The sequence below is a fragment of the Streptomyces sp. NPDC037301 genome (assembly GCF_055602785.1).
Map to the genome: position 1 here is coordinate 1 of NZ_JBVJWD010000069.1, position 20,678 is coordinate 20,678.

The 20,678-nt window shown below is 68.2% G+C and carries 15 protein-coding genes and 3 pseudogenes; 7 read left to right on the top strand and 11 right to left on the bottom strand.

Annotated elements, in window-relative coordinates:
- A partial coding sequence (locus ACZ7IB_RS44310) for a transposase family protein (RefSeq protein WP_470920694.1) occupies nucleotides 1-341 on the top strand: 341 nt, incomplete at its 5' end.
- Between the two features lie 25 nt (nucleotides 342-366).
- On the opposite strand, the gene tpg is transcribed toward ACZ7IB_RS44310, so the two are convergent.
- A complete protein-coding gene (gene tpg / locus ACZ7IB_RS44315) occupies nucleotides 367-924 on the bottom strand; it encodes a telomere-protecting terminal protein Tpg (RefSeq protein ID WP_470920696.1) in 558 nt (185 codons plus the stop codon).
- A gap of 269 nt (nucleotides 925-1,193) precedes the next feature.
- On the opposite strand from tpg, the gene ACZ7IB_RS44320 reads away from it, so the two are divergent.
- Nucleotides 1,194-1,757: a dihydrofolate reductase family protein gene (locus ACZ7IB_RS44320; RefSeq protein WP_470920697.1), complete on the top strand. Its 564-nt coding sequence runs from the start codon at nucleotides 1,194-1,196 to the stop codon at nucleotides 1,755-1,757.
- Nucleotides 1,758-1,945: 188 nt separating this feature from the next.
- On the opposite strand, the pseudogene ACZ7IB_RS44325 reads toward ACZ7IB_RS44320, so the two are convergent.
- The 4 genes and pseudogenes from ACZ7IB_RS44325 to ACZ7IB_RS44340 form a co-directional block, all read right to left on the bottom strand.
- A pseudogene (locus ACZ7IB_RS44325) lies at nucleotides 1,946-2,203 on the bottom strand (DDE-type integrase/transposase/recombinase); the annotation flags it as partial.
- A gap of 1 nt (nucleotide 2,204) precedes the next feature.
- Nucleotides 2,205-2,282, bottom strand: a pseudogene (locus ACZ7IB_RS44330) (transposase); the annotation flags it as partial.
- A gap of 276 nt (nucleotides 2,283-2,558) precedes the next feature.
- Nucleotides 2,559-3,023: pseudogene (locus ACZ7IB_RS44335) on the bottom strand (hypothetical protein); the annotation flags it as partial.
- A gap of 64 nt (nucleotides 3,024-3,087) precedes the next feature.
- Nucleotides 3,088-5,820 carry a GH92 family glycosyl hydrolase gene (locus ACZ7IB_RS44340; protein WP_470920699.1) on the bottom strand — a complete coding sequence of 911 codons (2,733 nt, stop codon included), beginning with the start codon at nucleotides 5,818-5,820 and terminating at the stop codon, nucleotides 3,088-3,090.
- Between the two features lie 1,425 nt (nucleotides 5,821-7,245).
- On the opposite strand from ACZ7IB_RS44340, the gene ACZ7IB_RS44345 reads away from it, so the two are divergent.
- The 3 genes from ACZ7IB_RS44345 (at nucleotide 7,246) to ACZ7IB_RS44355 (ending at nucleotide 10,752) form a co-directional block, all read left to right on the top strand.
- The gene (locus ACZ7IB_RS44345; RefSeq protein WP_470920701.1) at nucleotides 7,246-8,562 is read left to right on the top strand and encodes an NPCBM/NEW2 domain-containing protein; all 1,317 of its coding nucleotides are present in this window, start codon (nucleotides 7,246-7,248) and stop codon (nucleotides 8,560-8,562) included.
- A 60-nt stretch (nucleotides 8,563-8,622) separates the two neighbouring features.
- Nucleotides 8,623-9,096: a hypothetical protein gene (locus ACZ7IB_RS44350; protein ID WP_470920702.1), complete on the top strand. Its 474-nt coding sequence runs from the start codon at nucleotides 8,623-8,625 to the stop codon at nucleotides 9,094-9,096.
- A gap of 270 nt (nucleotides 9,097-9,366) precedes the next feature.
- The gene (locus ACZ7IB_RS44355; protein WP_470920704.1) at nucleotides 9,367-10,752 is read left to right on the top strand and encodes an MFS transporter; all 1,386 of its coding nucleotides are present in this window, start codon (nucleotides 9,367-9,369) and stop codon (nucleotides 10,750-10,752) included.
- A 54-nt stretch (nucleotides 10,753-10,806) separates the two neighbouring features.
- Here ACZ7IB_RS44355 and ACZ7IB_RS44360 read toward each other — a convergent pair whose 3' ends face one another.
- The gene (locus ACZ7IB_RS44360; RefSeq protein ID WP_383079428.1) at nucleotides 10,807-11,286 is read right to left on the bottom strand and encodes an NUDIX hydrolase; all 480 of its coding nucleotides are present in this window, start codon (nucleotides 11,284-11,286) and stop codon (nucleotides 10,807-10,809) included.
- Nucleotides 11,287-11,316: 30 nt separating this feature from the next.
- Entirely contained in the window at nucleotides 11,317-12,918 is a 1,602-nt protein-coding gene (lnt, locus tag ACZ7IB_RS44365) for an apolipoprotein N-acyltransferase (protein ID WP_470920705.1), read from the bottom strand.
- Between the two features lie 195 nt (nucleotides 12,919-13,113).
- Here lnt and ACZ7IB_RS44370 point away from each other — a divergent pair, with 195 nt between their 5' ends.
- A complete protein-coding gene (locus tag ACZ7IB_RS44370) occupies nucleotides 13,114-14,307 on the top strand; it encodes an O-antigen ligase family protein (RefSeq protein ID WP_470920715.1) in 1,194 nt (397 codons plus the stop codon).
- A 39-nt stretch (nucleotides 14,308-14,346) separates the two neighbouring features.
- On the opposite strand, the gene ACZ7IB_RS44375 is transcribed toward ACZ7IB_RS44370, so the two are convergent.
- Both ACZ7IB_RS44375 and ACZ7IB_RS44380 read right to left on the bottom strand, forming a co-directional pair.
- Nucleotides 14,347-14,910 carry a hypothetical protein gene (locus tag ACZ7IB_RS44375; protein WP_470920707.1) on the bottom strand — a complete coding sequence of 188 codons (564 nt, stop codon included), beginning with the start codon at nucleotides 14,908-14,910 and terminating at the stop codon, nucleotides 14,347-14,349.
- Nucleotides 14,911-14,969: 59 nt separating this feature from the next.
- The gene (locus ACZ7IB_RS44380; RefSeq protein WP_398635090.1) at nucleotides 14,970-15,755 is read right to left on the bottom strand and encodes a glutamate racemase; all 786 of its coding nucleotides are present in this window, start codon (nucleotides 15,753-15,755) and stop codon (nucleotides 14,970-14,972) included.
- Nucleotides 15,756-15,813: 58 nt separating this feature from the next.
- Here ACZ7IB_RS44380 and ACZ7IB_RS44385 point away from each other — a divergent pair, with 58 nt between their 5' ends.
- Nucleotides 15,814-16,986, top strand: a complete 1,173-nt coding sequence (locus ACZ7IB_RS44385; RefSeq protein WP_470920708.1) for a glycosyltransferase — start codon at nucleotides 15,814-15,816, stop codon at nucleotides 16,984-16,986.
- Between the two features lie 52 nt (nucleotides 16,987-17,038).
- Here the strand turns inward: ACZ7IB_RS44385 and ACZ7IB_RS44390 are convergent, their stop codons facing one another.
- Both ACZ7IB_RS44390 and ltrA read right to left on the bottom strand, forming a co-directional pair.
- Nucleotides 17,039-18,364: a TerD family protein gene (locus tag ACZ7IB_RS44390; RefSeq protein ID WP_470920716.1), complete on the bottom strand. Its 1,326-nt coding sequence runs from the start codon at nucleotides 18,362-18,364 to the stop codon at nucleotides 17,039-17,041.
- 266 nt (nucleotides 18,365-18,630) lie between these two features.
- On the bottom strand, nucleotides 18,631-19,995 hold the full coding sequence (gene ltrA, locus ACZ7IB_RS44395) for a group II intron reverse transcriptase/maturase (protein WP_470920710.1): 1,365 nt from the start codon (nucleotides 19,993-19,995) through the stop codon (nucleotides 18,631-18,633).
- Nucleotides 19,996-20,678 lie beyond the last annotated feature (683 nt).

Sequence of the window (20,678 nt, forward strand, 5' to 3'; positions counted from 1 at the left end):
ACGGCATCATCCAGGCATGCCTGACCCGGCAGATCCTCATTCTTGCGGACCGTGCCTATCAGGGCGCCGGCGCCACTGTCCGCACCCCGTACTACGGCCACCGCGAACAGCCCGAGCACTACCAGCAGTTCAACCGTGACCACGCCCGGCTCCGGGCGCCCGGCGAACGCGCCTTCGCTCAGTTGAAGCAGTGGCGGATCCTCCGGCGAACCAGATGCTCCACCCGACGCGTCGGCACCATCGTCCAGGCCGTCCACACCCATCCACACCCTGATGACCTGCGGCTATTCAGGATGAAAAAGGTTCAGTGGCCAACTCGGGTACTCAGTCACAATCGGTGAATTCAGCGGTCATGATTTCCCCTTCTCAGAAGTCGAAATCCATGTAGTCGATGTCGTTGATAGCGACGTCTGAGAGCCCCATAGCGCGCCCTCCGCCGTCCTGGAAATACACGTCTTTAAATCCTTCGGCGATGATCCCACGCAGCTCCTGGTCGCTGGCCCCGGCGTCGCGGGCGTCGAACAGGCGTTGCGCGTACGTCGCTGGAAGGTGGACGGTGAGGCGGCGGAAGCGGCCGTCGTCGGTCGTGCCGATCGGCGCGGTGTAGCCGAACCGGGCCCTGGTTTCCACTGTGATGCCGCCGGTGGCGGCGGCCTGCCGGCGGCGGCGCTTGCGGACCTGTGGTTGCCAGCGCTGCCGTACCGCCGCTTCGACTTTCGCGGTGATGTCCTTGGGTGGGTGCTTCCGTTCGCCCTTGCGGTAGCGCTCCACCGACCGCTGGGTCACGCCCAGCTCGGCAGCCACGGCGCGCGTCGTCTTCAGCTGCTTCATCAGGAAGTTGATGCGGCCCTGCAGAGTCTTGGGCGGCTCCCGGGTGAACGCCTCCCGGTCGGCCCGCTCGATCGCGTCCTCGATCTCTCCCACTGGCTACTCCCCTTCGTCCAGGACGGCGTCGTGTAGGGTCTCGCCGCCGATGACATGTCGATCTTCTGTGACCTGCTGGTTCTCTTTTGTCTCACCGCGATGTCACCCAAGATCAGTCTCAGATCGATGCCATTTCCTCGGCGGAACGATGAGTCTGCGGCTGAGCCACCGAGCACGAGGACTACATGTGAGCTCAGATCGCGCACCGATGAGTTTCCCGCGCCGCGCCGGTCTGTACGCGTGAGACCGACTCACGGAAGGCTGGCGCCATGCGGAAACTGATCTACGGCATGAACCTGACCCTGGACGGCTACATCGCCGCGCCCGGCGACGACATCGACTGGAGCGTGCCGAGCGACGAGCTGTTCCAGTTTTGGTCCGACCAGTTGCAGGCGACCGACCTGTCGCTGTACGGGCGCAAGCTGTGGCAGACGATGAGCTCCTACTGGCCGACCGGCGACCAGCAGCCCAACGCCACCCCGGCGGAGATCGAGTTCGCGCGCCGCTGGCGGGACATGTCGAAGGTGGTGTTCTCCTCGACGATCGACAAGGTCGACTGGAACACCCGCCTGGTCACCGGCGACGCGGTCGCCGAGATCACCCGGCTCAAGGCCGAGGACGGCGGCCCGATGGACATCGGCGGCGCGACGCTCGCCGGGGCGGCCATGCGGGCCGGGCTGATTGACGAGTACGTGCTGGCCACCGCGCCGGTCCTGGTGGGCGGCGGCACGCCGTTCTTCACCGCGCTGGACAACTGGGTGAACCTGAACCTGGTGGAGACGCGGACGCTTCCCTGCGGCGTGATCCTGACCAGGTACGAGACGAGGCGCTGAGCGCCCGTCCGGGAGTCACGGGCCATATGCTCCGCGGGTGACACCGGAGGAGCTGGCTCGGTTGCGTCGCGCACGCGACCTCATGGACCGCGAGTACGCCGAACCGCTCGACGGGCGTTGTCACGTTGGTGCGGTGTTGATCGATTGAGGGCGCGTCAGGGTGTGTAGGGGTCGGGTGGGGGCCTGGCTTACGCTGCGATGGGCTGGTCGGTGGCGCCGGTGATCTCGTCCCAGATGGCGAAGCGGGTGGTCATCTCGGTGCGGTACTCGGTGGCGGTCATCAGGTGGCGGCGTGGTCGGAAGTGCGGTGAGATGCCGCTGAACGCGGCCAGGAACCGCTGGGCTCCGCCGACGGAGCGGAAGCCCTTCATCGCGCGTTCGCGCTGCCTCGTCGGCTGATGGCTGTTCTCGGCCCGGTTGTTCAGGCCCTTGTGGGCGCGGTGATCTGATAGTCAGGCCGGTCTCGGCGAGGCAGCCGTCGATGAGGTCGCTGCGGTACTGGATGTGTCGTAGGCCGCGGCGGATGCGCTGGATGGGCACTGTCACGTTGACTGACCGGCAGCCTCCTTGCCCGAGGAACACGCCGTGCTCACGCCGAGGACGAGCAGAAGGCCGGTGGCGACAGCGACACGCCGCTGGAATGCAGAGGACATGGTGAAGCTCCTTTGTGCTGGCAGCGACCAGCGGAGAAGACGTGTTCAGGGGTCGTGCGGTGAGGAGAGCGAGATGGGCCGTCGAGCGGCCCTGTGCGGATGTCCGGAAGAGAGGCACTGCCTCAACATCGACCAGAAAGCAACAGATTCAAACTCGTACACACATGACACTGCCCTCGCGGGAGAGCGTCAAGTCTGTGGATGCGGGTGAGACGAGTCTGTGATGTTTCACCCGGGATGGGCTCACTGATCGGTCTTGCCGGTCTTGGGCATGGCGAGGAAGCTGCCGCCATTCCCCTCCCCCAGACCCTTGTCGCACTCCTTGTCCCATGAGGTGAGGGTGTGAACAGGTCGTCGGCGAGCAACTCCTGCCAGGCATTCGTGTACTTCTTGGTGCTGGCGTCCGTGAAGTCGACGGTGACGTCGGTGCCCGGTCTTGGCGCCGGTGAAGTGTTGGTAAGGTGCGGCCGAGCCCGCCGGCCGCCCCGAAGTGCGACCCGTTGCTCATCGCGGTCAGCTGGGACTCGTCCTTGCACCAGGTGAAGTTCAGGTGGCTCGACGGGTTTTGCTTGCCGAACATCACGTTGGCCAGCGCCGTGCCCTGGCTATGCCCGTTGTGGCCACTCGAACAGCACCGGACAGCTGCTTGGCAGGCAGCTGTCCGGCCGGTCCGGTCCTCAGTTGGTGACGAAGACTCCGAACTCCTTGAGGCCCCAGCCGTATCCGTTGGCTGGTGCGCCGGTCTTGGCGGAGACCCAGCTGTTGACGCTCAGGAGCACGTAGCGGGCCTTCACCTTGGGGAAGGTGTACGAGTGCGGCTGGCCGCATTTCTGGACGCCGTGGGCGGCGCAGCCGGTGGTGCCGCCGGAGTCGGCTTCGCCGGCCACTGTTGTCCAGTTGGTGCCGTCCTGCGAGACCTTGAGGTCATAGCTTGTCGGGTAGTTCTCCCAGTCGGGGTTGACGTCCATCCGGCGGACCGCGGTGCTGGCGCCCAGGTCGACCTTCATGCTCCAGGGATCGCTGGTGGTCGACTGTGCCATGGTCGTGAGATTGCCGTCGACGGCGTTCTCGGTGGGCTTGCCCCAGCTGGTTGCCGGGGTGCCGTTGATCATCGTGACCGGCTTGTGGGCGGCGAGATTCACGGGCTTCGCGGGCGGGGGGGTGGTCGAAGCGCCCCAGCTCTGCGGCGCCGCGTTCATGGTGAACTTGAGGTTTCCACCGCCGGTGAGGTCGGAGTGGCTCAGGAACGGCTTGGTGATGCGCTTGCCGTTGAGGCTGAGTCCCTTCACGTACGGCTTGAGTTCTGCGCCATTGGATTTGATCACCAGCGGCTTGGTGGTCCCGGGCAGCCGAAGCGTGACCTTGTCGAACAGGGGGCTGCCCACCGCGTACTCACCGGAGGCCGGGTTGACGGGGTAGAAGCCCATCGCGGAGAACAGGTACCAGGCGGACATCTGGCCGCAGTCGTCGTTGCCGGAGAGACCGTCGGGGGCGGCGTGGTAGTTCTCGTCGGCAATCTGGCGGACCAGTTCCTGGGTCTTCCATGGCCGGCCGGCGTAGTCGTACAGGTAGGGAGAGTGGTGGCTGGGCTCGTTGGTCTGGTTGTTGTGTCCGCCGTCGAAGTAGCTGTCGAGCCACTCGGTGAACTTGGCGTCGCCGCCCTTGAGGGCGATCAGGCCAGGGACGTCATGCATGACATCGTTGGTGTAAACCCACTTGTCACCCTCGGTCCAGCCGCCATTGTTCCAGGAGCCGTCGAAGTTGCGGGCCTGCATGAAGCCCGTCGTGGGGTTGTACAGGTTCTTGTAGTTCTTGCTGCGGTCCAGGAAGAACTTGGCGTCATCGGTCTTGCCGACGGCCTTGGCGACCTGTACGACGGCCCAGTCCTCGAAGGCGTAGTCAAGGGTGCGGCTGCCTGCTTCCGCGGTGCGGTCGGCGGCGACCCAGCCGTTCTCCTTGTACGTCGTCAGGCCTGCGCGCGCCTCGGCGGGCGTTCCCTCCTGCCGGTCGCCCCACCACAACTCGGTGTCCTTGTCGGGAGGCGTCATCGCGTTCTTGCGGACAGCCTCATAGGCGAGGTCCAGGTCGAACCCGTCGAAGCCCTTGGCGATGGCCTCCGCGATGATCGAGTCGGCGTTCGTGCCCACCATGATGTTGGTCTCGGCGAAGTTCTTCCACATGGGAAGCCAGCCGCTTTGCTTGTAGTCCTGCAGCATCGAGGTGACCATGTCGTCGATGCGTTCCGGAGCGAAGAGGGTGAGGAACGCGTTCTGCGCCCGGAAGGTGTCCCAGAGCGAGTATCCGGTGTAGCTCACACCGTCGTGGACCTTGTCGTCGTAGGCGCTGTAGTAGCGGCCTTGCTCGGACATCTCCGAGGGGTACTGCAACGCGTGGTACATGCTGGTGTAGAAGGTGGTGCGCTGGTCGGGGGTGGCGCCGGAGATGTCGACGCGGTCGAGCTTGTCGGCCCAGGCAGCCCTGGTCGTGGCCGCGGTCGCATCGAAGCTCTGGCCGTCGGGAACCTCTGCATTGAGGTTGGCCCGCGCCTGGTCCACCGAGATGAACGAGGTCGCGATCCGGACGTTTACCGTCTCGCTGCCGGCGGGGAACCGGACGTAGCCTGCGAGGTCCTGGTCCGTACGGTCGCCCTCCCCGTCGAACTGAGTCGCACCCTTGGCCGTGCCGTAGCTGTCGAAGGCGGTGTCGAACCGCGCGACGAAGTACCCCTTGAAGCCGGGCGCCTTGGACGGGCCGAGCTTGCTGTCCTGGCGGTCGGGGTTGTAACCGGTGATCTCCCTCTTGGCCGGGTCGATGTGCACGCTCCCGGTGATGCCGGACCGGGTGGCCTGCATCACGAAGTTCGTCGCGGCCCCCTTCGGGTAGGTCAGCCGCAGGTGCCCGACCCGGGAGGTTCCGGTGAGTTCGGCCTTGAGTACCTGCCCGGGCGCCGGAGTCATGTTCACCGTGTACTTGTCCGCCGCGGCAGTCTCATCGGCGTGAGTGAAGGGCAGACCTCGATCCGCCTCGGCCGTCTTGACTGCGCCGACTCCGGGCATGCCCACCACATAGCCGGAGTCGCCCATCCAGATCGCCGGCTGATGAGTGCCGATGAACCCGGTGATCTTCGTGTCGTTGTGGTGGTAGGGCAGCCTGCTGACGTAGTTGGTGCGGGTCATCGGCGACCATCGGGTCATCGCGAAAGGGGGCGCCGTACTGGGGATCATGCCCCCGTACTCGGTGCTGTTGGCGCCCGTCGTCCCGATGAGGGGATCGACATGCTCGACGTTGGACGCCGCAGCCACCTCGGACGGCGCTGCGGCCGCCGGGCCAGTCGCGCCGATCCACGGGACCAACGCGGCCAGCAGTCCGCCCGCGATCAGGGCTGCCAGCCCCCTGGATGCCGGCTTCACGCGCCTCACGAGCGAAGCCCGGGCCGGGGCTCTCCCCGGACTGTCCGTATACCGACTGGCGATCACCAATGCCTCCAGAGTGGAAATCAATAGACAACGTTGTCAAGAGCCCTGTGAACGGAGCCTGAGGAGATCTACAAAGTGCTTGCCGCAGGCCCCCGGTCGCGCCGGTGGACCAGCCGGCCGCCGCCGTAGGTGGCCACAGCGACCACCCAGGCGCCCGAGCGAGTGCCCACATTTAAACGGCCGGGCACATACTAGGCAAGGCCCTGTTGCAAAGAAAGATGCGCGATCACGCCTTGTTTGATCGCATGCAGGCAGCACGTTGCGGTCGTCCGCGGGCCAGCGGCTCAGCATGGTGACCCGCCAGCGATCAGCGCGTCGGGCCACCTGGCCCAGCCAGGTGGCCCCGGTCGAGATCAGCAGGTCCGCGGCCCGTGCAGGCTCGACCAACCCACACAGTGCCTCGACCGTGGTAAGCGCGTAGAGAGTTCGGGCTTGGGTCAGGAGTCGCGGTGGTTGCGCTTAAACAACACGGACACCGCCGGCCCGTGCGGCGATTTGCCGGGCCGAGGGGGCGACGACCCACCACCACGCCACCGACTGCACGGCGAGCAGCAGAAGCGGCACGCTCATGCCGCCGCCCGCCCGGGCGGACCCTCGCGCGTTTTCGGAACAGTCTCTTGACACGCAGATGTCCGGCAGGTTTCCTGTGACCACCTGTTCGGGTGCGTCACTTTCTGTTTGATTTTGCTGTCTAAATGCACTCAACTGCACAGTTTGCACCCGGCCTTACCCTCCGACGACCCAAACCAGCACCGGCTCCCTCCGGCACGTCGCCTTCACCCGCCGAAGGACTTTTCATGGCCGTTAAGCCCCACCCCCGCCCAGACCCTCCATGACTCAGCCCGCTGCGGGCACCCACTCACCCCTCGGCTCCGGCTCGACTCTGACCTTGCAGATGGGTCGGCCAACCGAGGGGCCCCTCGGGCTGACGGCCTTTCACTCTTCCAGCCATCCGAAGATCTGAGGCGCGGCCACGCCTGCCGGAATCGGAAAGAGACCAGGCGCTGGGCCTCCCGCCCCGGAAACGCCTTCCTGGTGGGCCAGCGTTTGCGGTGGCGACCTCCACGCCGAGTCGGCATCCGCCGTCCCTGCACCCCAGCGGATCTCACCTTCGATCAAGGTGCCAACCGCGCCTGTCCGACCTGCCCCGGGCGCGCACCAGCCGTCACCTGTCCCCGCCCCGAAGTGCCGCATCCCTCATCCCTATGTCGCCAGGATGTCTGCACCTTGACGGTCTGCCACCACGTCAGCTGGAGGCGCGCGGCGCCGCGCCACATCATGGCGTTTGAGGCGGTCCGAGGCGCGGAGTACGGGGGCGGAGCGGGCGACGGGCCCAACGAGCGGGCGACCATCACCGACATGACCACGTACCCCTTCGCCCGGAACGTCGTCGGTTCCATGGACTACACCCCCATGGACCTCCATGTGGGTGGCCACCCCAACTCCGAGGCCGCCGAGCTGGCGCTGTCCGTGGTGTACGAGTCGGGCTTCCAGAACTTCGCCGGAACCGTGGACGCGTACCACGCCCGGCCGGAGCTGGAGCGCTTCCTGGAGCAGGTGCCTACGGTCTGGGACAACACCAAGCTCGTCTCCGGCCTCCCGGGCAAGGACGCGACGTTCGCCCGCCGCAGTAACAATCGCTGGTTCCTGGGGTCAATCTCCTCGGGCGACGCACACACGGACAAGGTCCCGCTGAGCTTCCTCGGCGGCGGAGAGTGGTTCGTCGAGACCATCCGCGACGGCAGCAACGGCCTTGTCCGTGAGTCCCGCATCGTGAAGCGGAGCGACACCCTCTCCGTGCCCGTGCCGGCCAACGGCGGCTTCGCCGCCATCGCCTGCCACGCCAAGCCAGGCCTGAAGACCTGCGACAAGGCGGTCGACCGTGTTCCCTCCGCGACCCTTGCCCTCACCCCCGCCAAGGTGGACATCAAGCCGGGTGCCACGGCAGAAGTAAAGGGGCGCTTCACCCTTGACCGCTACGGCCCTGTCAAGGACGTCTCGATCGAGGCAGCCGATGCTCCGGCAGGCTGGAAGATCACCGGCACCGGCACCAGCGCCGCCACGCTTGCCGAGGGCGAGGCTCTCACTCCCCCATGGAAGATCACCGCTCCCGCGGACGCCACCGTCAACACAGGAACCGACCTGACAGTGACGGCCCGCTACAGCGTCGGCCTCAAGGGCAAGAAGAGGACCGTCTCCGAGGAGCGCAAACTGCGGGTCTTCGTTCCGCAGCCCGGCGTGGCCTACGTCAGCGAACTGCCCTTCACCGCAGAGTCCGACGGCTGGGGCCCAGTGGAGCGTGACATGTCCAACGGCGAACGCGATCGCGGCGACGGCAACACTCAGCAGATCGCCGGCACCCGATTCTACAAAGGACTCGGAATACACGCCTCCGGCTCGGTCTCCGTCCGTCTCGACGGCCGGTATCAGCGCTTCACCACCCAGGTGGGCGTGGACGACGAAGTGACCGGCAAGGGCACGGTCGCCTTCGAGGTCGTCGCCGACGGCAAAGTGATCGCGACCACCCCGGTTATGACCGTGGGCGACCAGCCGGCCACCATCGACATCGATGTAACCGCGGTCCAGGAACTGACTCTTCGCGCCACCGACGGCGGCGACGGAATATCCTTCGACCACGCAGACTGGGCCAACACCCGCTTGGTGCCGACCGACTGACATCCGGCATAGACAGGCACAGCTGCCCCGACCGTTCCCCGGTCGGGGCAGCACCCTGCCGTGATCGCCACCCTCACCGGCTCCACCACCTACCTCGCCCAGGCCCTGCTCAGCAGCACGGCTTCCGCCCCGTCGGCGAACAGAGGATGGTCCTGGCCCGCCTTCGCCATCGGTCTGCAGGAGGACATCGACACCGAGTGGACCTGGGCCACCTACCCGATGCCCTGGCTGACCCGTGACGAGATCCGCGAAGTCTCCAACCAGGCCCAGCACATCCACGACGACATAACCTCCGGCCGCCTTACCGTCCACTCCCATGCCCACGACGGATGGACCACCGTCGCCGACGGCTCCTACCGCGACGGCAAAAGCGTTCACCTGCACGGCGAGAACCACGCAACGGTTCCGCAGGGACCCGCCGGGCCTGACGGCAGTCGCGCGGAGGTGAGGAGCACTGCACTACCCGTCCGATCCGCCCCGAATGCCGAAGTTCAACGCTGCGTAGTCAGCACCAAGTCAGCACGGGACAGGTGATCAGGGGTGCCGACATGCGGTTTTAGTCAGCACCAAACCAGCACGGGAGTCAGCATCAGGGCACTGAACCATGCCGAACAACGCAACTCGGACAGACGCTTGCCAGCCTTCCATACGGTCCTCGACGCAGTCTCGACGTGCCTGTCATAGTGGCCCCGCGCACACCCGGCCCGAGAACTATGGTGTCCCGCCACATGTGCCTCTGACCTGCCCATTCCTACGGTGTGGCGACACGAAACCGTCCCCACCAACCGTCCGGAAGTGGTGTTCATGGCTGCCTCGGCATCCGCCCCGCCGACCACCCGCTCACTCAAGCGCATCGTCGCCGCAAGCCTCATCGGCACCACCATCGAGTGGTACGACTTCTTCCTGTACGGGTCAGCTGCCGCGCTGGTCTTCAACAAGCTGTTCTTCCCCGAGTCCGAGCCGCTCGTCGGCACGCTCCTCTCCTTTCTCACCTACGCGGTCGGCTTCGCCGCCCGGCCGCTCGGTGCCCTGGTGTTCGGGCACTACGGCGACCGGCTCGGCCGCAAGAAGCTGCTGGTGCTCAGTCTGTTGATGATGGGCGGAGCGACGTTCGCCATCGGCCTGTTGCCGACGCATGCCACGGTCGGGGCCGCCGCCCCCGTGCTGCTCACCATCCTGCGGCTGGTGCAGGGCTTCGCCCTCGGTGGCGAGTGGGGCGGGGCCGTGCTGCTCGTGTCGGAGCACGGGGACGCCAAGCGGCGCGGGTTCTGGGCCTCCTGGCCGCAGACGGGTGCGCCGGCCGGGCAGTTGCTCGCCACCGGAGTGCTCTCCGCGCTCACCGCGCTCATGTCGGACTCGGCCTTCGGGGCGTGGGGCTGGCGCATACCGTTCCTGCTCTCCGGTGTGCTGGTGGTCGTCGGCTTGTGGATTCGTCTCTCTGTCGATGAATCACCGGTGTTCAAGGCAGCCCTGGCACAGGCCGAGGAGCGCAAGGCGGTCGCCGCGGCGGCCGAGAAGATGCCGCTCGTCGCCGTGCTGCGGCACCACTGGCGCGATGTGCTGATCGCCATGGGAGCCCGGATGGCGGAGAACATCAGCTACTACGTCATCACGGCGTTCATCCTCGTCTACGCGACCACAGCAGCGGACCTGAGCAAGCAGACGGCGCTCAACGCGGTACTCATCGCCTCGGCCGTCCACTTCGCGGTCATCCCGATGTGGGGCGCGCTGTCGGACCGGGTCGGGCGCAAGCCCGTCTATCTCGTCGGCGCAATCGGCGTGGCGCTGTGGATGTTCCCGTTCTTCGCGCTGATCGACAGCCGCAGCTTCGGGAATCTGCTGCTCGCCGTCACGGTCGGGCTCATCTTCCACGGGGCGATGTACGCGCCGCAGGCGGCCTTCTTCTCGGAGATGTTCGCGACCCGGATGCGCTACTCGGGTGCGTCGATCGGTGCCCAGTTCTCGTCGGTCGCGGCCGGCGCCCCCGCGCCACTCATCGCCACCGCGCTGCTCGCGGACTTCAACAGCTCGACCCCCATCTCGCTGTATGTCATCGCCGCGGCACTCCTCACCGTGCTGGCAGTTGTTTGTGCCAAGGAGACCAGGAACCGGGACCTCGCGGACATCGAGGGGGCTGCCGCGGAGCCGGACGCACCCGCAGCGCTGTCGGCCGACGCCCGAACCGTCTGAGCCCTGCTCGCCGGGCGGGCCCGAGAGCCGGGCCCGTCCGGCGAGCGTCGGATGTCACTGCTGGGCAGTGGGTTCGAACCAGGTGGGTTCGTCGGTCAGGGACTGCTTGATCCTGAAGAGCCCGAACTCATTCAAGGGCGGCAGCGCGTCCACCGGGAACCAGCGCACCTCCAGCGACTCGTCGTCATTGACGCGTGCCTCGCCACCGGTCGCCCGGCAGCGGAAGGTGACGTCCAGATACTGGCAGCGGTCGCCGTTGGCGTACTGCACCGGTTCCAGGGCCTGTGTGAGCACCACCCGCTCCGCCACACAGCGCACAGCGGTCTCTTCGTACACCTCGCGCTCCGCCGTCGCCGCCGGCTGCTCACCCGGCTCGCAGATGCCGCCGATGACCGACCACTTGCCGGTGTCGGAACGGCGTCCGAGGAGCACTCGGCCCTCGTCGTCGAAGACCACGGCGGTGACGCCCGGCAGCAGGAGCAGTTGTTGGCCCGCGGTGGCGCGGATCTCGCGGATGAAATCAGGAGTAGCCATGGGCCCGACCCTACGTGGCGTGCGAGTGGATCAGCGGCTCCGCCTGAGCCGTACCGAACGGATGGTGGCCCAGCCGAGCCCCGCCACGGCGATCAGTGCGAGGACTCCTTCGGGGAGTGTGCCCATCCGGGTCGCGGGCGTGAGCGAGGACCTCAACGGCACCTCGTCCACCAGCGCGTCCGCGGTGAACAGCTTCGTCTTCTGGACGATCGTCCCGTCCGGACGGATGATCGCGCTGACCCCACTGGTGACGGGGACGACGACGGACCTGCTGTGCTCGACCGCCCGCACCCTGGACATGGCCAGCTGCTGATAGGTCATCTCACTGCGCCCGAAGGTGGCGTTGTTGCTGGGTACGGCGATCAGTTGGCTGCCGTGCTCGACCGTGTCCCGTACGGCGTCGTCGAACGCCGCCTCGTAACAGGTCACGAGCCCCACGTTCGTACCCGCCAGATCGAAGACGCCGACCTGCTTTCCGGGGCCGAAGTCCCGCTGCACACGGTCCACGTCGGAGCTGAAGAGGCGTACGAAGGAGCGCATCGGAATGTACTCGCCGAACGGTTGGATGTGGCGCTTGTCGTATGTGCTGACAGGCCCCTTCTTCGGATCCCACTGGATGAGGGTGTTGCGCAGCTTGCCGGTGTCGGGCTCGACCACCGCCCCGATCACGGTGGGCACGCCGATCGCCTTCACCGCGTCGTCGATCACGATCCGGGCGTCGGCGTTCCGGTAGGGGTCGAGGTCGGAGGAGTTCTCCGGCCACAGGACGAAGTCGGGCCGGCGAGCCTTGCCCGCCTTCACGTCCTGGGCGAGCTGTTCCGTGCGGCGCACATGGTTGTCGAGGACGGCGCGGCGCTGAGCGTTGAAGTCGAGTCCGAGCTGCGGCACGTTGCCCTGGATCGCGGCGACGGTCGCGGTGCCGTCCTCGGCCGAGTCATCCACGAGCGGCAGGGCGGCGAATGCGGCGGCGACGGGTACGAGGACGGTCGCGGCGGCTGTGGCGACGGCGGCCCGGGGCACCTCACGCGTGCTGCGGCAGGTACGGAACTGGCGCACCGCCTCATAGAGACCGAAACCGCACAGCACCACCGCGAAGGAGAGCAGCGGCGTGCCGCCCACGGCCGCGAGCGGCAGGAACACGCTGTCCGCCTGCCCGAAGGCGATCTTCCCCCAGGGAAAGCCGCCGAACGGCGCCCTGGCCCGGATCCCCTCGTCGAGGATCCAGACAGCGGCGGCCCAGACCGGCCAGCAGGCGAGGCGGGAGACGGCGGCGATCCCGATGCAGCCGACCGCGATGAACAGCGCCTCGGCCGCCGCAAGTGCCAGCCACGGCACCGGCCCGACCTCTTCGCCCGTCCAGTGCAGCAGCGGCAGCATGAAGCCCAGTCCGGCGAGCAGGCCGAGGCCGAACGCGGCGCGCAGTCTGCGTTCGTGCAGCACCCAGCCGAGCAGGGCGAAGCCGGGCAGAACCAGCCACCACAGGGGCCGGGGCGGGAAGCTCAGGTACAGCAGCACTCCCGAAATCACGGCGGCTGCAGACCGTACGAGCTGCGGCATCACCCGTCTCCCCCGGGACGTGGGGGTGGATGCGGGCCGCTGCGGGTCGTCGACTGGGGTGATGGTGGCGCTCACCCGGCGGAGTCTACGGTGGTCGGCTGTGTGTCCGGCAGCCCCGCTCGCGTGATGGAACCCCTCGTGCCGGATCGTTTCGTCACTTTCCCGCACAGATCCGGGCCGCCGGCATTACCGTGTTCGCCAGCCCCCCACCGATTGGCCGGATCCGGCCGATCGCCAAGGGATGGTCACAGGTCGGGGGCGAACGTGACGATTGCACCAGCGGGGCGGAGCCGGGCGCGGGAACGCGGCAATGCTTCCGACGGAGCCGGGGCCGTGATCCTCGCCGCCTGCGCAATCTGGTCGTTGATCAGCGCCGCCGGACGGGAGACCGGTCCGGAGGGTGTCCTGCTGGCTCTGCTCGCCGTCGCCGCGGGCTTCGCCTGTGGTCGGATCTGCGGAACGCTGCTGCCGGTGGCGACGGCCACGGCTGCCGCCGTGGGGGCGCTCCTCATGGGGCTCCTCTCGCGTCATGGCATGCCTGCCGCCACGGCCACGGTGGACACGGCGCCCGGTCACGCGGGGGCTGCCGCCGCACTGCTGGTGCTCGCCGCGGGCGCCGCCTGCTGCGCGGCTGCGGCGTCCCGGCGGGCACCACTGCGTTTCTCCCTGCGGCTGCTGGCGCTCGGCACAGCCTGCGCCGCGCTGGCGCTGCGCTCGGTGGCCGGGTTCGCCGCGGCACTCGGGGTGCTGCTGTGTTCGCTGGCCGCCGCCAGAATGCGACAACGGCTGCTCGGCCTCGCCGGGCTCGCCCTGGCCACCGGTCTCGTCGTCGCTACGTCATGGGCGATCGCCGCGGACGCGCTGCCCCAGGGCCTCATGGTGTCCCTGGAGGGTCCGCTCACCGAGAACCGGGTACTGCTGTGGCAGGACGCGTTGGAGCTGGCCGGTAAACATCCGGTGCTGGGCATCGGCCCCGGACGGTTCGCCGAGCTGAGCCCCACCGTGGAGCAGACCGTCCACTCCGACGGCAGGCCGCACTCGGCACCTCTGCAGCAGGCGGCCGAGCAGGGGGTGGTGGGGGTGGTGCTGCTGGGGTCGGCCTTCGGCTGGCTGCTGTACGTGCTGTGGCGGTCGCCCCGCGCCACGGCCGTCGTCCTGACGGCGGGCGCCGCGCTCACCGCACTTGCGGTGCTGGCGAGCGTCGGCAATGCGCTGAGCTTCACTCCGGTGACCGCGGGGGCTGGGCTGCTCGCGGGGCTGGCGTCGGCCCAGCGGCCCATCGGCGACGGTACGACAGGGGAGGACGGTACGAACGGGGCACGTGGACCGGGTGGTGCGGATCAGGCACGTGGTCCGGGTGACGTAAATCAGGTACGTGGTGCGGAGGGCGCAGATGGGGCAGCCAACCGTCCCGGCGACGCAGCCCGTCGCACACGGCGAGCGGACCGCTCCACTCCGCTCTGAGCCGGTCGCGAGTCCCGAAAGCAACGCATCGGGCCGCGATCAGGCCCCGGCCGGTGCGCCGGTCGCCGACAGGTGCAGGCGCTCGCGGATGAACCGTACGCCCGCTTCCGCGTCGTCGACCGTGATGGTGAACGTCCTGCCGTCACCGAGCCGGAGCACCAGGCCCTCGCCCCTGCGGACCACCACGGCCGTACCCTGGTCGGGACGCCAGCGGTAGCCCCAGCCTCCCCACTGGCGCGGGGTGACCTGGGGTGCGAACTCCGCGCCCACCACATGGGTGAGCAGAATCCGGCGGCGCGGCAGGCCCATGTGGCCGCAGCGCACTTCGAGAGCGTCCCCGTCGACCCTGACGGCCACGTTCACAAAGGCGAGTGTGCCGAACAGCATGAGCAGTCCGGCGGCGACGCAGCCGATCACCGACATCAGCAACGGGGCGATTCCGGAGGCCCAGTCGGAGGTGACGGCCAGCTGGATACCGAGCGCCAGACAGGCCGCGCCTGCGGCGGCGAGTACCCACTGGGCCCGATTGGTGGCCCGGCCGATCCAGACGTCGGAGTGGGGGTCGGCTCCGGTGTGCCTCGGTTTTCGGGGGTGGTCCCTCATGTCAAGCAGCGTACTTAAGATTCCGCACGCCGGGGATGGGCCCGATGGCCTCCGCCGGGTCAGCGGGCGGGGCTGACGGCCCCCAGCAGTTGCCCCTCGGCGTAGGCCAGAGCGGTTTCCGGCAGCTCGGCGGTGCGCCCGCTGAGGAGGACGGTGAGGCCGTCGGCCGATTCGGCCGACGGAGCGGGTTCGACCCCGATTCGGCGCAGTGCCTGGGCGGCGACGGCACCGGCGGAGCCGTGCAGCGCGACCGGAGGCCGACCGGGCTGCCGCACGGCTGCACGGATGCGTTCGGCGACCAGTTCGTAATGGGTGCAGCCCAGGACCACGGCCCGCACATCGCGCGGGGTGAGTGCGGCGGCCGCGGCGATGGCCCGGTCGATCGCCGGTTCGTCCGCGTGCTCCACGGCGTCGGCGAGACCCGGGCACGGGACCTCGGTGACGGCGACGGAGCCGGCGAATTCCCGGATGAGTCCGCGCTGGTAGGGGCTGCCCGTGGTAGCGGGCGTGGCCCAGATCGCGACGGGGCCGCCACCGGCGACGGACGGCTTGATGGCCGGCACGGTGCCGATGACCGGCAGTGCGGGTTCCAGCTCGGCGCGCAGCGCCGGCAGGGCGTGAACGGAGGCCGTGTTGCAGGCGACGATCAGTGCGTCGGGCCGGTGGGCGGCGGCCGCGCGGGCCACGTCCAGCGCGCGGGCGGTCACGTCCTCGGGGGTACGCGGCCCCCAGGGCATGCTGCCGGGGTCCGAGGAGAGCACCAGATCGGCGTCGGGCCTGAGCCGGCGTACCGCGGCGGCGGCCGCGAGCAGGCCGATTCCGGAATCCATGAGCGCGATCTTCACCCGGTCACCTTAGTCGACCGCCCTTGCGGTTCCGTCACAGTGGGGCAGACTGCGGCAAATGAGTGCCGTTGCCTGGATCGCCGTGGGTTCGCTGGCCGCATGGGTGTGGCTGCTGCTGGGACAAGGGTTCTTCTGGCGGACCGATCAGCGGCTGCCGTGCCGGGAGGCCCCGGAGCACTGGCCGTCCGTGGCGATCGTCGTGCCCGCACGTGATGAGGCCGACATGCTGCCGGTGAGTCTGCCGTCGCTGATGGCGCAGGACTATCCGGGGGCCGCGGAGATCTTCCTCGTCGACGACTGCAGCAAGGACGGCACCGGGGACGTCGCCCGTGCGCTGTCCGTACGGCATGGGGGCCTGCCGGTGACGGTGGTGTCGCCCGGTGAGCCGGAGCCGGGCTGGACGGGCAAGCTCTGGGCCGTGCGGCACGGGATCTCGCTGGCCCGGGCCCGGGAGCCGGAGTATCTGCTGCTGACGGACGCGGACATCGCGCATGAGCCGGACAGCCTGCGGGGGCTGGTCGCCGCTGCCGTCTCGGGCGGGTTCGATCTGGTCTCGCAGATGGCCCGGCTGCGGGTGTCAAGTGTCTGGGAGCGGCTGGTCGTACCGGCCTTCGTGCACTTCTTCTCGCAGCTCTATCCGTTCCGGTGGGTGAACCGGGCGGGAGCGCGGACGGCTGCGGCGGCAGGTGGATGTGTGCTGCTGCGGACCGGGGCCGCGGAACGGGCGCGGGTGCCGGAGTCGATCCGGCAGGCGGTGATCGACGATGTGTCGCTGGCGCGGGCGGTGCAGCGCAGCGGCGGCCGGATCTGGCTGGGGCTCGCGGAGCGGGTGGACAGCGTCCGGCCGTATCCGAGGCTGGCGGATCTGTGGCGGATGGTGTCACGGAGCGCATACGCCCAGTTGCGGCACAGTCCGCCGCTGCTCCTCGGGACGGTGCTGGGGCTCGCACTGGTCTATCTCGCGCCGCCGGTCACGCTCGTCGCCGGGCTGCTGGGCGGTGCTCCGGTGGCGGCGTGGGCGGGCGGGGTGGCGTGGGCGGTGATGACCGGGACGTACATGCCGATGCTGGGCTACTACCGGCAGTCGCTGTGGCTGGCGCCGCTGCTGCCATTCACCGCTGTGCTCTACCTGCTGATGACGGTCGATTCGGCGGTTCAGCACCACCGGGGGCGGGGCGCGGCCTGGAAGGGGCGTACGTACGCCCGTCCCGAGGCCGCGCCGGACCGTTGAGCGGAGCCGCCCGTGGGCCGATGGCCGCAGTGCCGGCCGGACCCCCGGGGGGTCATTTACGGCCAGGCGTCCAGTTCATGCCCCACCCATAGGCGTAGTCGATGGTGCGCTGCGGGCTCACTCCGCGCTCGGGTACGAGATAGCGGGCCTCGCGCTGCACCGTGAGGTCTCCCCCGTTGTTGGTGAGGAGCGCGAGCGCGCAGACGGTGGACGGGACGGTGCATTCGTCGAGGGAGAAGTCGATCGGGGCGCCGTGCTGGGGCCGAAGGGTGACGGTCGCATGAAGATCGGCGAAACTCCGGGCGCCTTCATAGATGGTGACAAAGATCAGGACGCGGCGGAGCTTGTCCTTCTGGTCGAGGTTGACGGTGAGGTTCTCGCCGGTGGAGACGGCGCCGGTGCGGTCGTCTCCGTCGAGATGGATATACGGGGGCTGCCGGAGTGCGCCGAACGCGTTTCCGAGCGCCTGTACGACTCCCTTGCGGCCGTCGGTGAGTTCGTAGAGGGCGCAGAGATCGAGGTCGAGGTCCGCGTGGTTGGCGACCGCTCTGCCGAGTTTGCTTCCCCAGCCCTTGAACTGTTTGCGCACTTCCCAGTTGAGATTGACCCGGAGGGCTCCCGAGGTGCCGCCCTGTTTGGCGAGGGAGACCGATGGCGCGTCCTTGGTGAGAGTCACCTTCGACAGACGGACCGGCGGGGTGGCCGGGGGTACGGGAGGTGCCGGTGGCGCCGTCGGCGGTGCGGGCGCAAGCACCGGCGGTGGCGGCGTCAGATGGTCAACCCGCGTTCCGCGCTGGGCCTGTTGAGGCGATTGGGGCTGTTGATACGGCTGGGGCTGCTGTGGTTCATCGACGGAAATACCGAAGTCCCTCGCGAGACCTTCGAGGCCGGTGCTGTACCCCTGACCGACGGCGCGGAATTTCCAGGCGCCCTGGCGTCGGTAGAGCTCCCCGAGAATGAATGCGGTCTCGACCGTCGCATCCGCACTGTCGAAGCGTGCGATCTCCGAGCCGTCCGCCGCGTCCGTGATCCGTACGTACAGCCCCGTCACCTGCCCGAAGGTGCCGCCGTCCGCGGAGGCTGCCAGGACCACGTGCTCGATGGCCGGCTCGATGCGCGCCAGGTCGACCGCGAGGCTGTCCGTCACCCCGTCACCGGCGATCCGCTTGCCCTCGTGGCGCACCGCGCCGGATGCGTGGGAGGGCTGGTTGTAAAACACGAAGTCGGCGTCGTTGCGCACCTTTCCCGACACGACAAGGAGCGCCGAGCCATCCACGTCCGGTGTCCCCGAGGCGGTGCGCCACCCCAGTTCGACCCGCACGGCGTGAGCCGCCACCGGAACATTGGCTCCTTTTAGCATGGTCATGTCCGCCCCCATCGCGAGTCCGGCTGCCCGAAGACTTTTCTCCGCCAACCTAATCCCCCGCCCCTCACGGGGCCTACAGCGGCGCAGTAACCGTCCGGCGATCCGCCGGTAACCCCCGGGAACTCATCCTGGAGGGCGACATGGCTGACGAGAAGTGGCTGCAAGCCCTTAGATGCTAGTAGGGTCGGGGACTGGCGCGGTGGCTTCCGCTCCGTTTCCAGCCCCCGCCGCTTCAAACCGTGCATGCGGTTCTCCCGCACACGGCTTTCCGACATCGTTCACCGCTGGGCATGCGCTGCCACCCCGCGTACGTTTCCGGTCAGGCGGTAGACCCCGAGCCGGGTGGTCCACTCATAGGTGTAGCGGGTGGTCCAGTTCCGACCCTTGAGGCCGTGTTTTCGGCTGGCAAAGATCGCCAGCCGCTCGTGGACGTAGCCGTCGACCGCGTTGAACTTCCGCCCGGAGTTCCCGTTGCGGAAGTACGCCGCCCAACCCCGCAGGACGGGGTTGAGGTCGGCCACCACGGCGGCCACCGGCCGTTCGGTCCGGGAACTGGAGGTAGCGGCACGGACCTTGTCCCGCAGCACCCCCAACGCCCTGGCCGAGGGCCAGCGTTGCAGGTAGAACCTGCCCCGCCGCTTCCACGACTCCACCTTGCGGTGATGGAAGCCGAGGAAATCGAAGCCCTGCCCGCCTTCACGAAGGCAGACGATGCCGGTCTTCTCGGGGTGCAACCGCATCCCGAGACCACCCAGCACATGCGCCGCCAGTTCACGCGCCTGCTCGGCGCGTTCCCTGGTCGGTGACAGGACCACGAAGTCGTCGCAGTAGCGCACCAACTCCCCCAGCCTTTGCCCGTGTTCCCGCCATGCCTCGTCGAGGACGTGCAGAGCGATATTGGCGAGCAAGGGGGAAATCGGTGAGCCCTGTGGGGTTCCCGCCCCGGTCGGGGAGGTCACCCCGCCCTCCAGCACTCCCATCCGCAGCCATGCCCGGATCAGCTTCAGCACCGACCGGTCGACCACACGCCTCGCCAACTGAGCGACGAGTGCGTCGTGGTCGATCGCCCCGAAGCAGTCGCGGATATCGGCCTCCAACACCCACTCCCGCCCTTGGTTCGCAGCCACGCGCACTGCCTCGCACGCGTCGATCGCGGACCTCCTGGGCCGGAACCCATAGCTCGCGTCGGTGAACCCGGCCTCGAAGACAGGTTCGAGAACCAGCTTCGCGGCCGTCATCACCACCCGGTCCGCCACGGTGGGAATCGAGAGCGGCCGGAATTCTCCCGGCCGCCCCGGCTTGGGAATCTGGACCCGCCGCAGCACCGACGGACGATACGTATGCGTCCGCAACCGCTCCGACAGGTCCTTCAGGAACACCTCCACCCCGGCGGCGGCCACCGCGTCGACGGACACGCCGTCCACGCCCGGCGCGCCCCGGTTCGCACACACGACCGACCATGCCCGCCACAAGACGTCCATGCGGTGGACGTGGCAATACAGGGCATGGAACCGTCGTTCGGGTTCTTGCTCGGCACAGCGGTAGAGCGTCCACTGCAAGGCTCGGACCTTGTCCAGAGGCCGGCCGCCCGGTCCTGCGGGGCCTTCCTCCCGGCGGATGGATCTAGCCGTTTCGGCACTCATCCGGGCACCTCCCTGTTCGTGTCACGCATCGATGAAGCAGGGGCCCTTCGCTCCTGACGGGTTGTGTTGTCCCGCCGATCAGCACTACTACGACCCCCTCCGACTGCCTCTCGGCAGCCCGCCACTTCCCGGTTCGGCCGGTTATAGGCGGGCCACGCTCCCGGACCGCACATCCGGGGCCGAGTAGGCCCTCTCCAGTTCCCAGGACAACCTTCCGACCATTCCACGCTCCTTACGCCGGGAGGTTCTTCGGCACCCGCTCCAGGTTCCCGGACGCCTTCCATGGCCTTCGCCAGATCATCACGGGCTCGGCACCTCCTTGGCCCGCCCCGCAGGGCGAGCTGGAATTAACGACGCTGCAAGCTTCACTTCATGTTGCGGACTGGTCGGTCGCACGCCCCCGAAGGACGCATGTCACCCCACTTCGACGCCGCCCTCTCAAACGACGCCGGGAGTCAGCTACCGGGGACCCTGGCGTCTCCCCGGACCGGACTTGCACCGGCTGGCTGCCCTGAACTTGACGTCCGGTTACATCTGTTCACATCCCTTCTGGGTCGCGATGACGCCCGGACTGCTGGACGTACGATGACCGATTCCAAGGGGGCAGTGGGCCGAGTCTCGCCCGTGCCTGATGAGGGCGCTGCAGATGCGTGAGGAGGCCGGACACCCAGCGCGTACTGCGG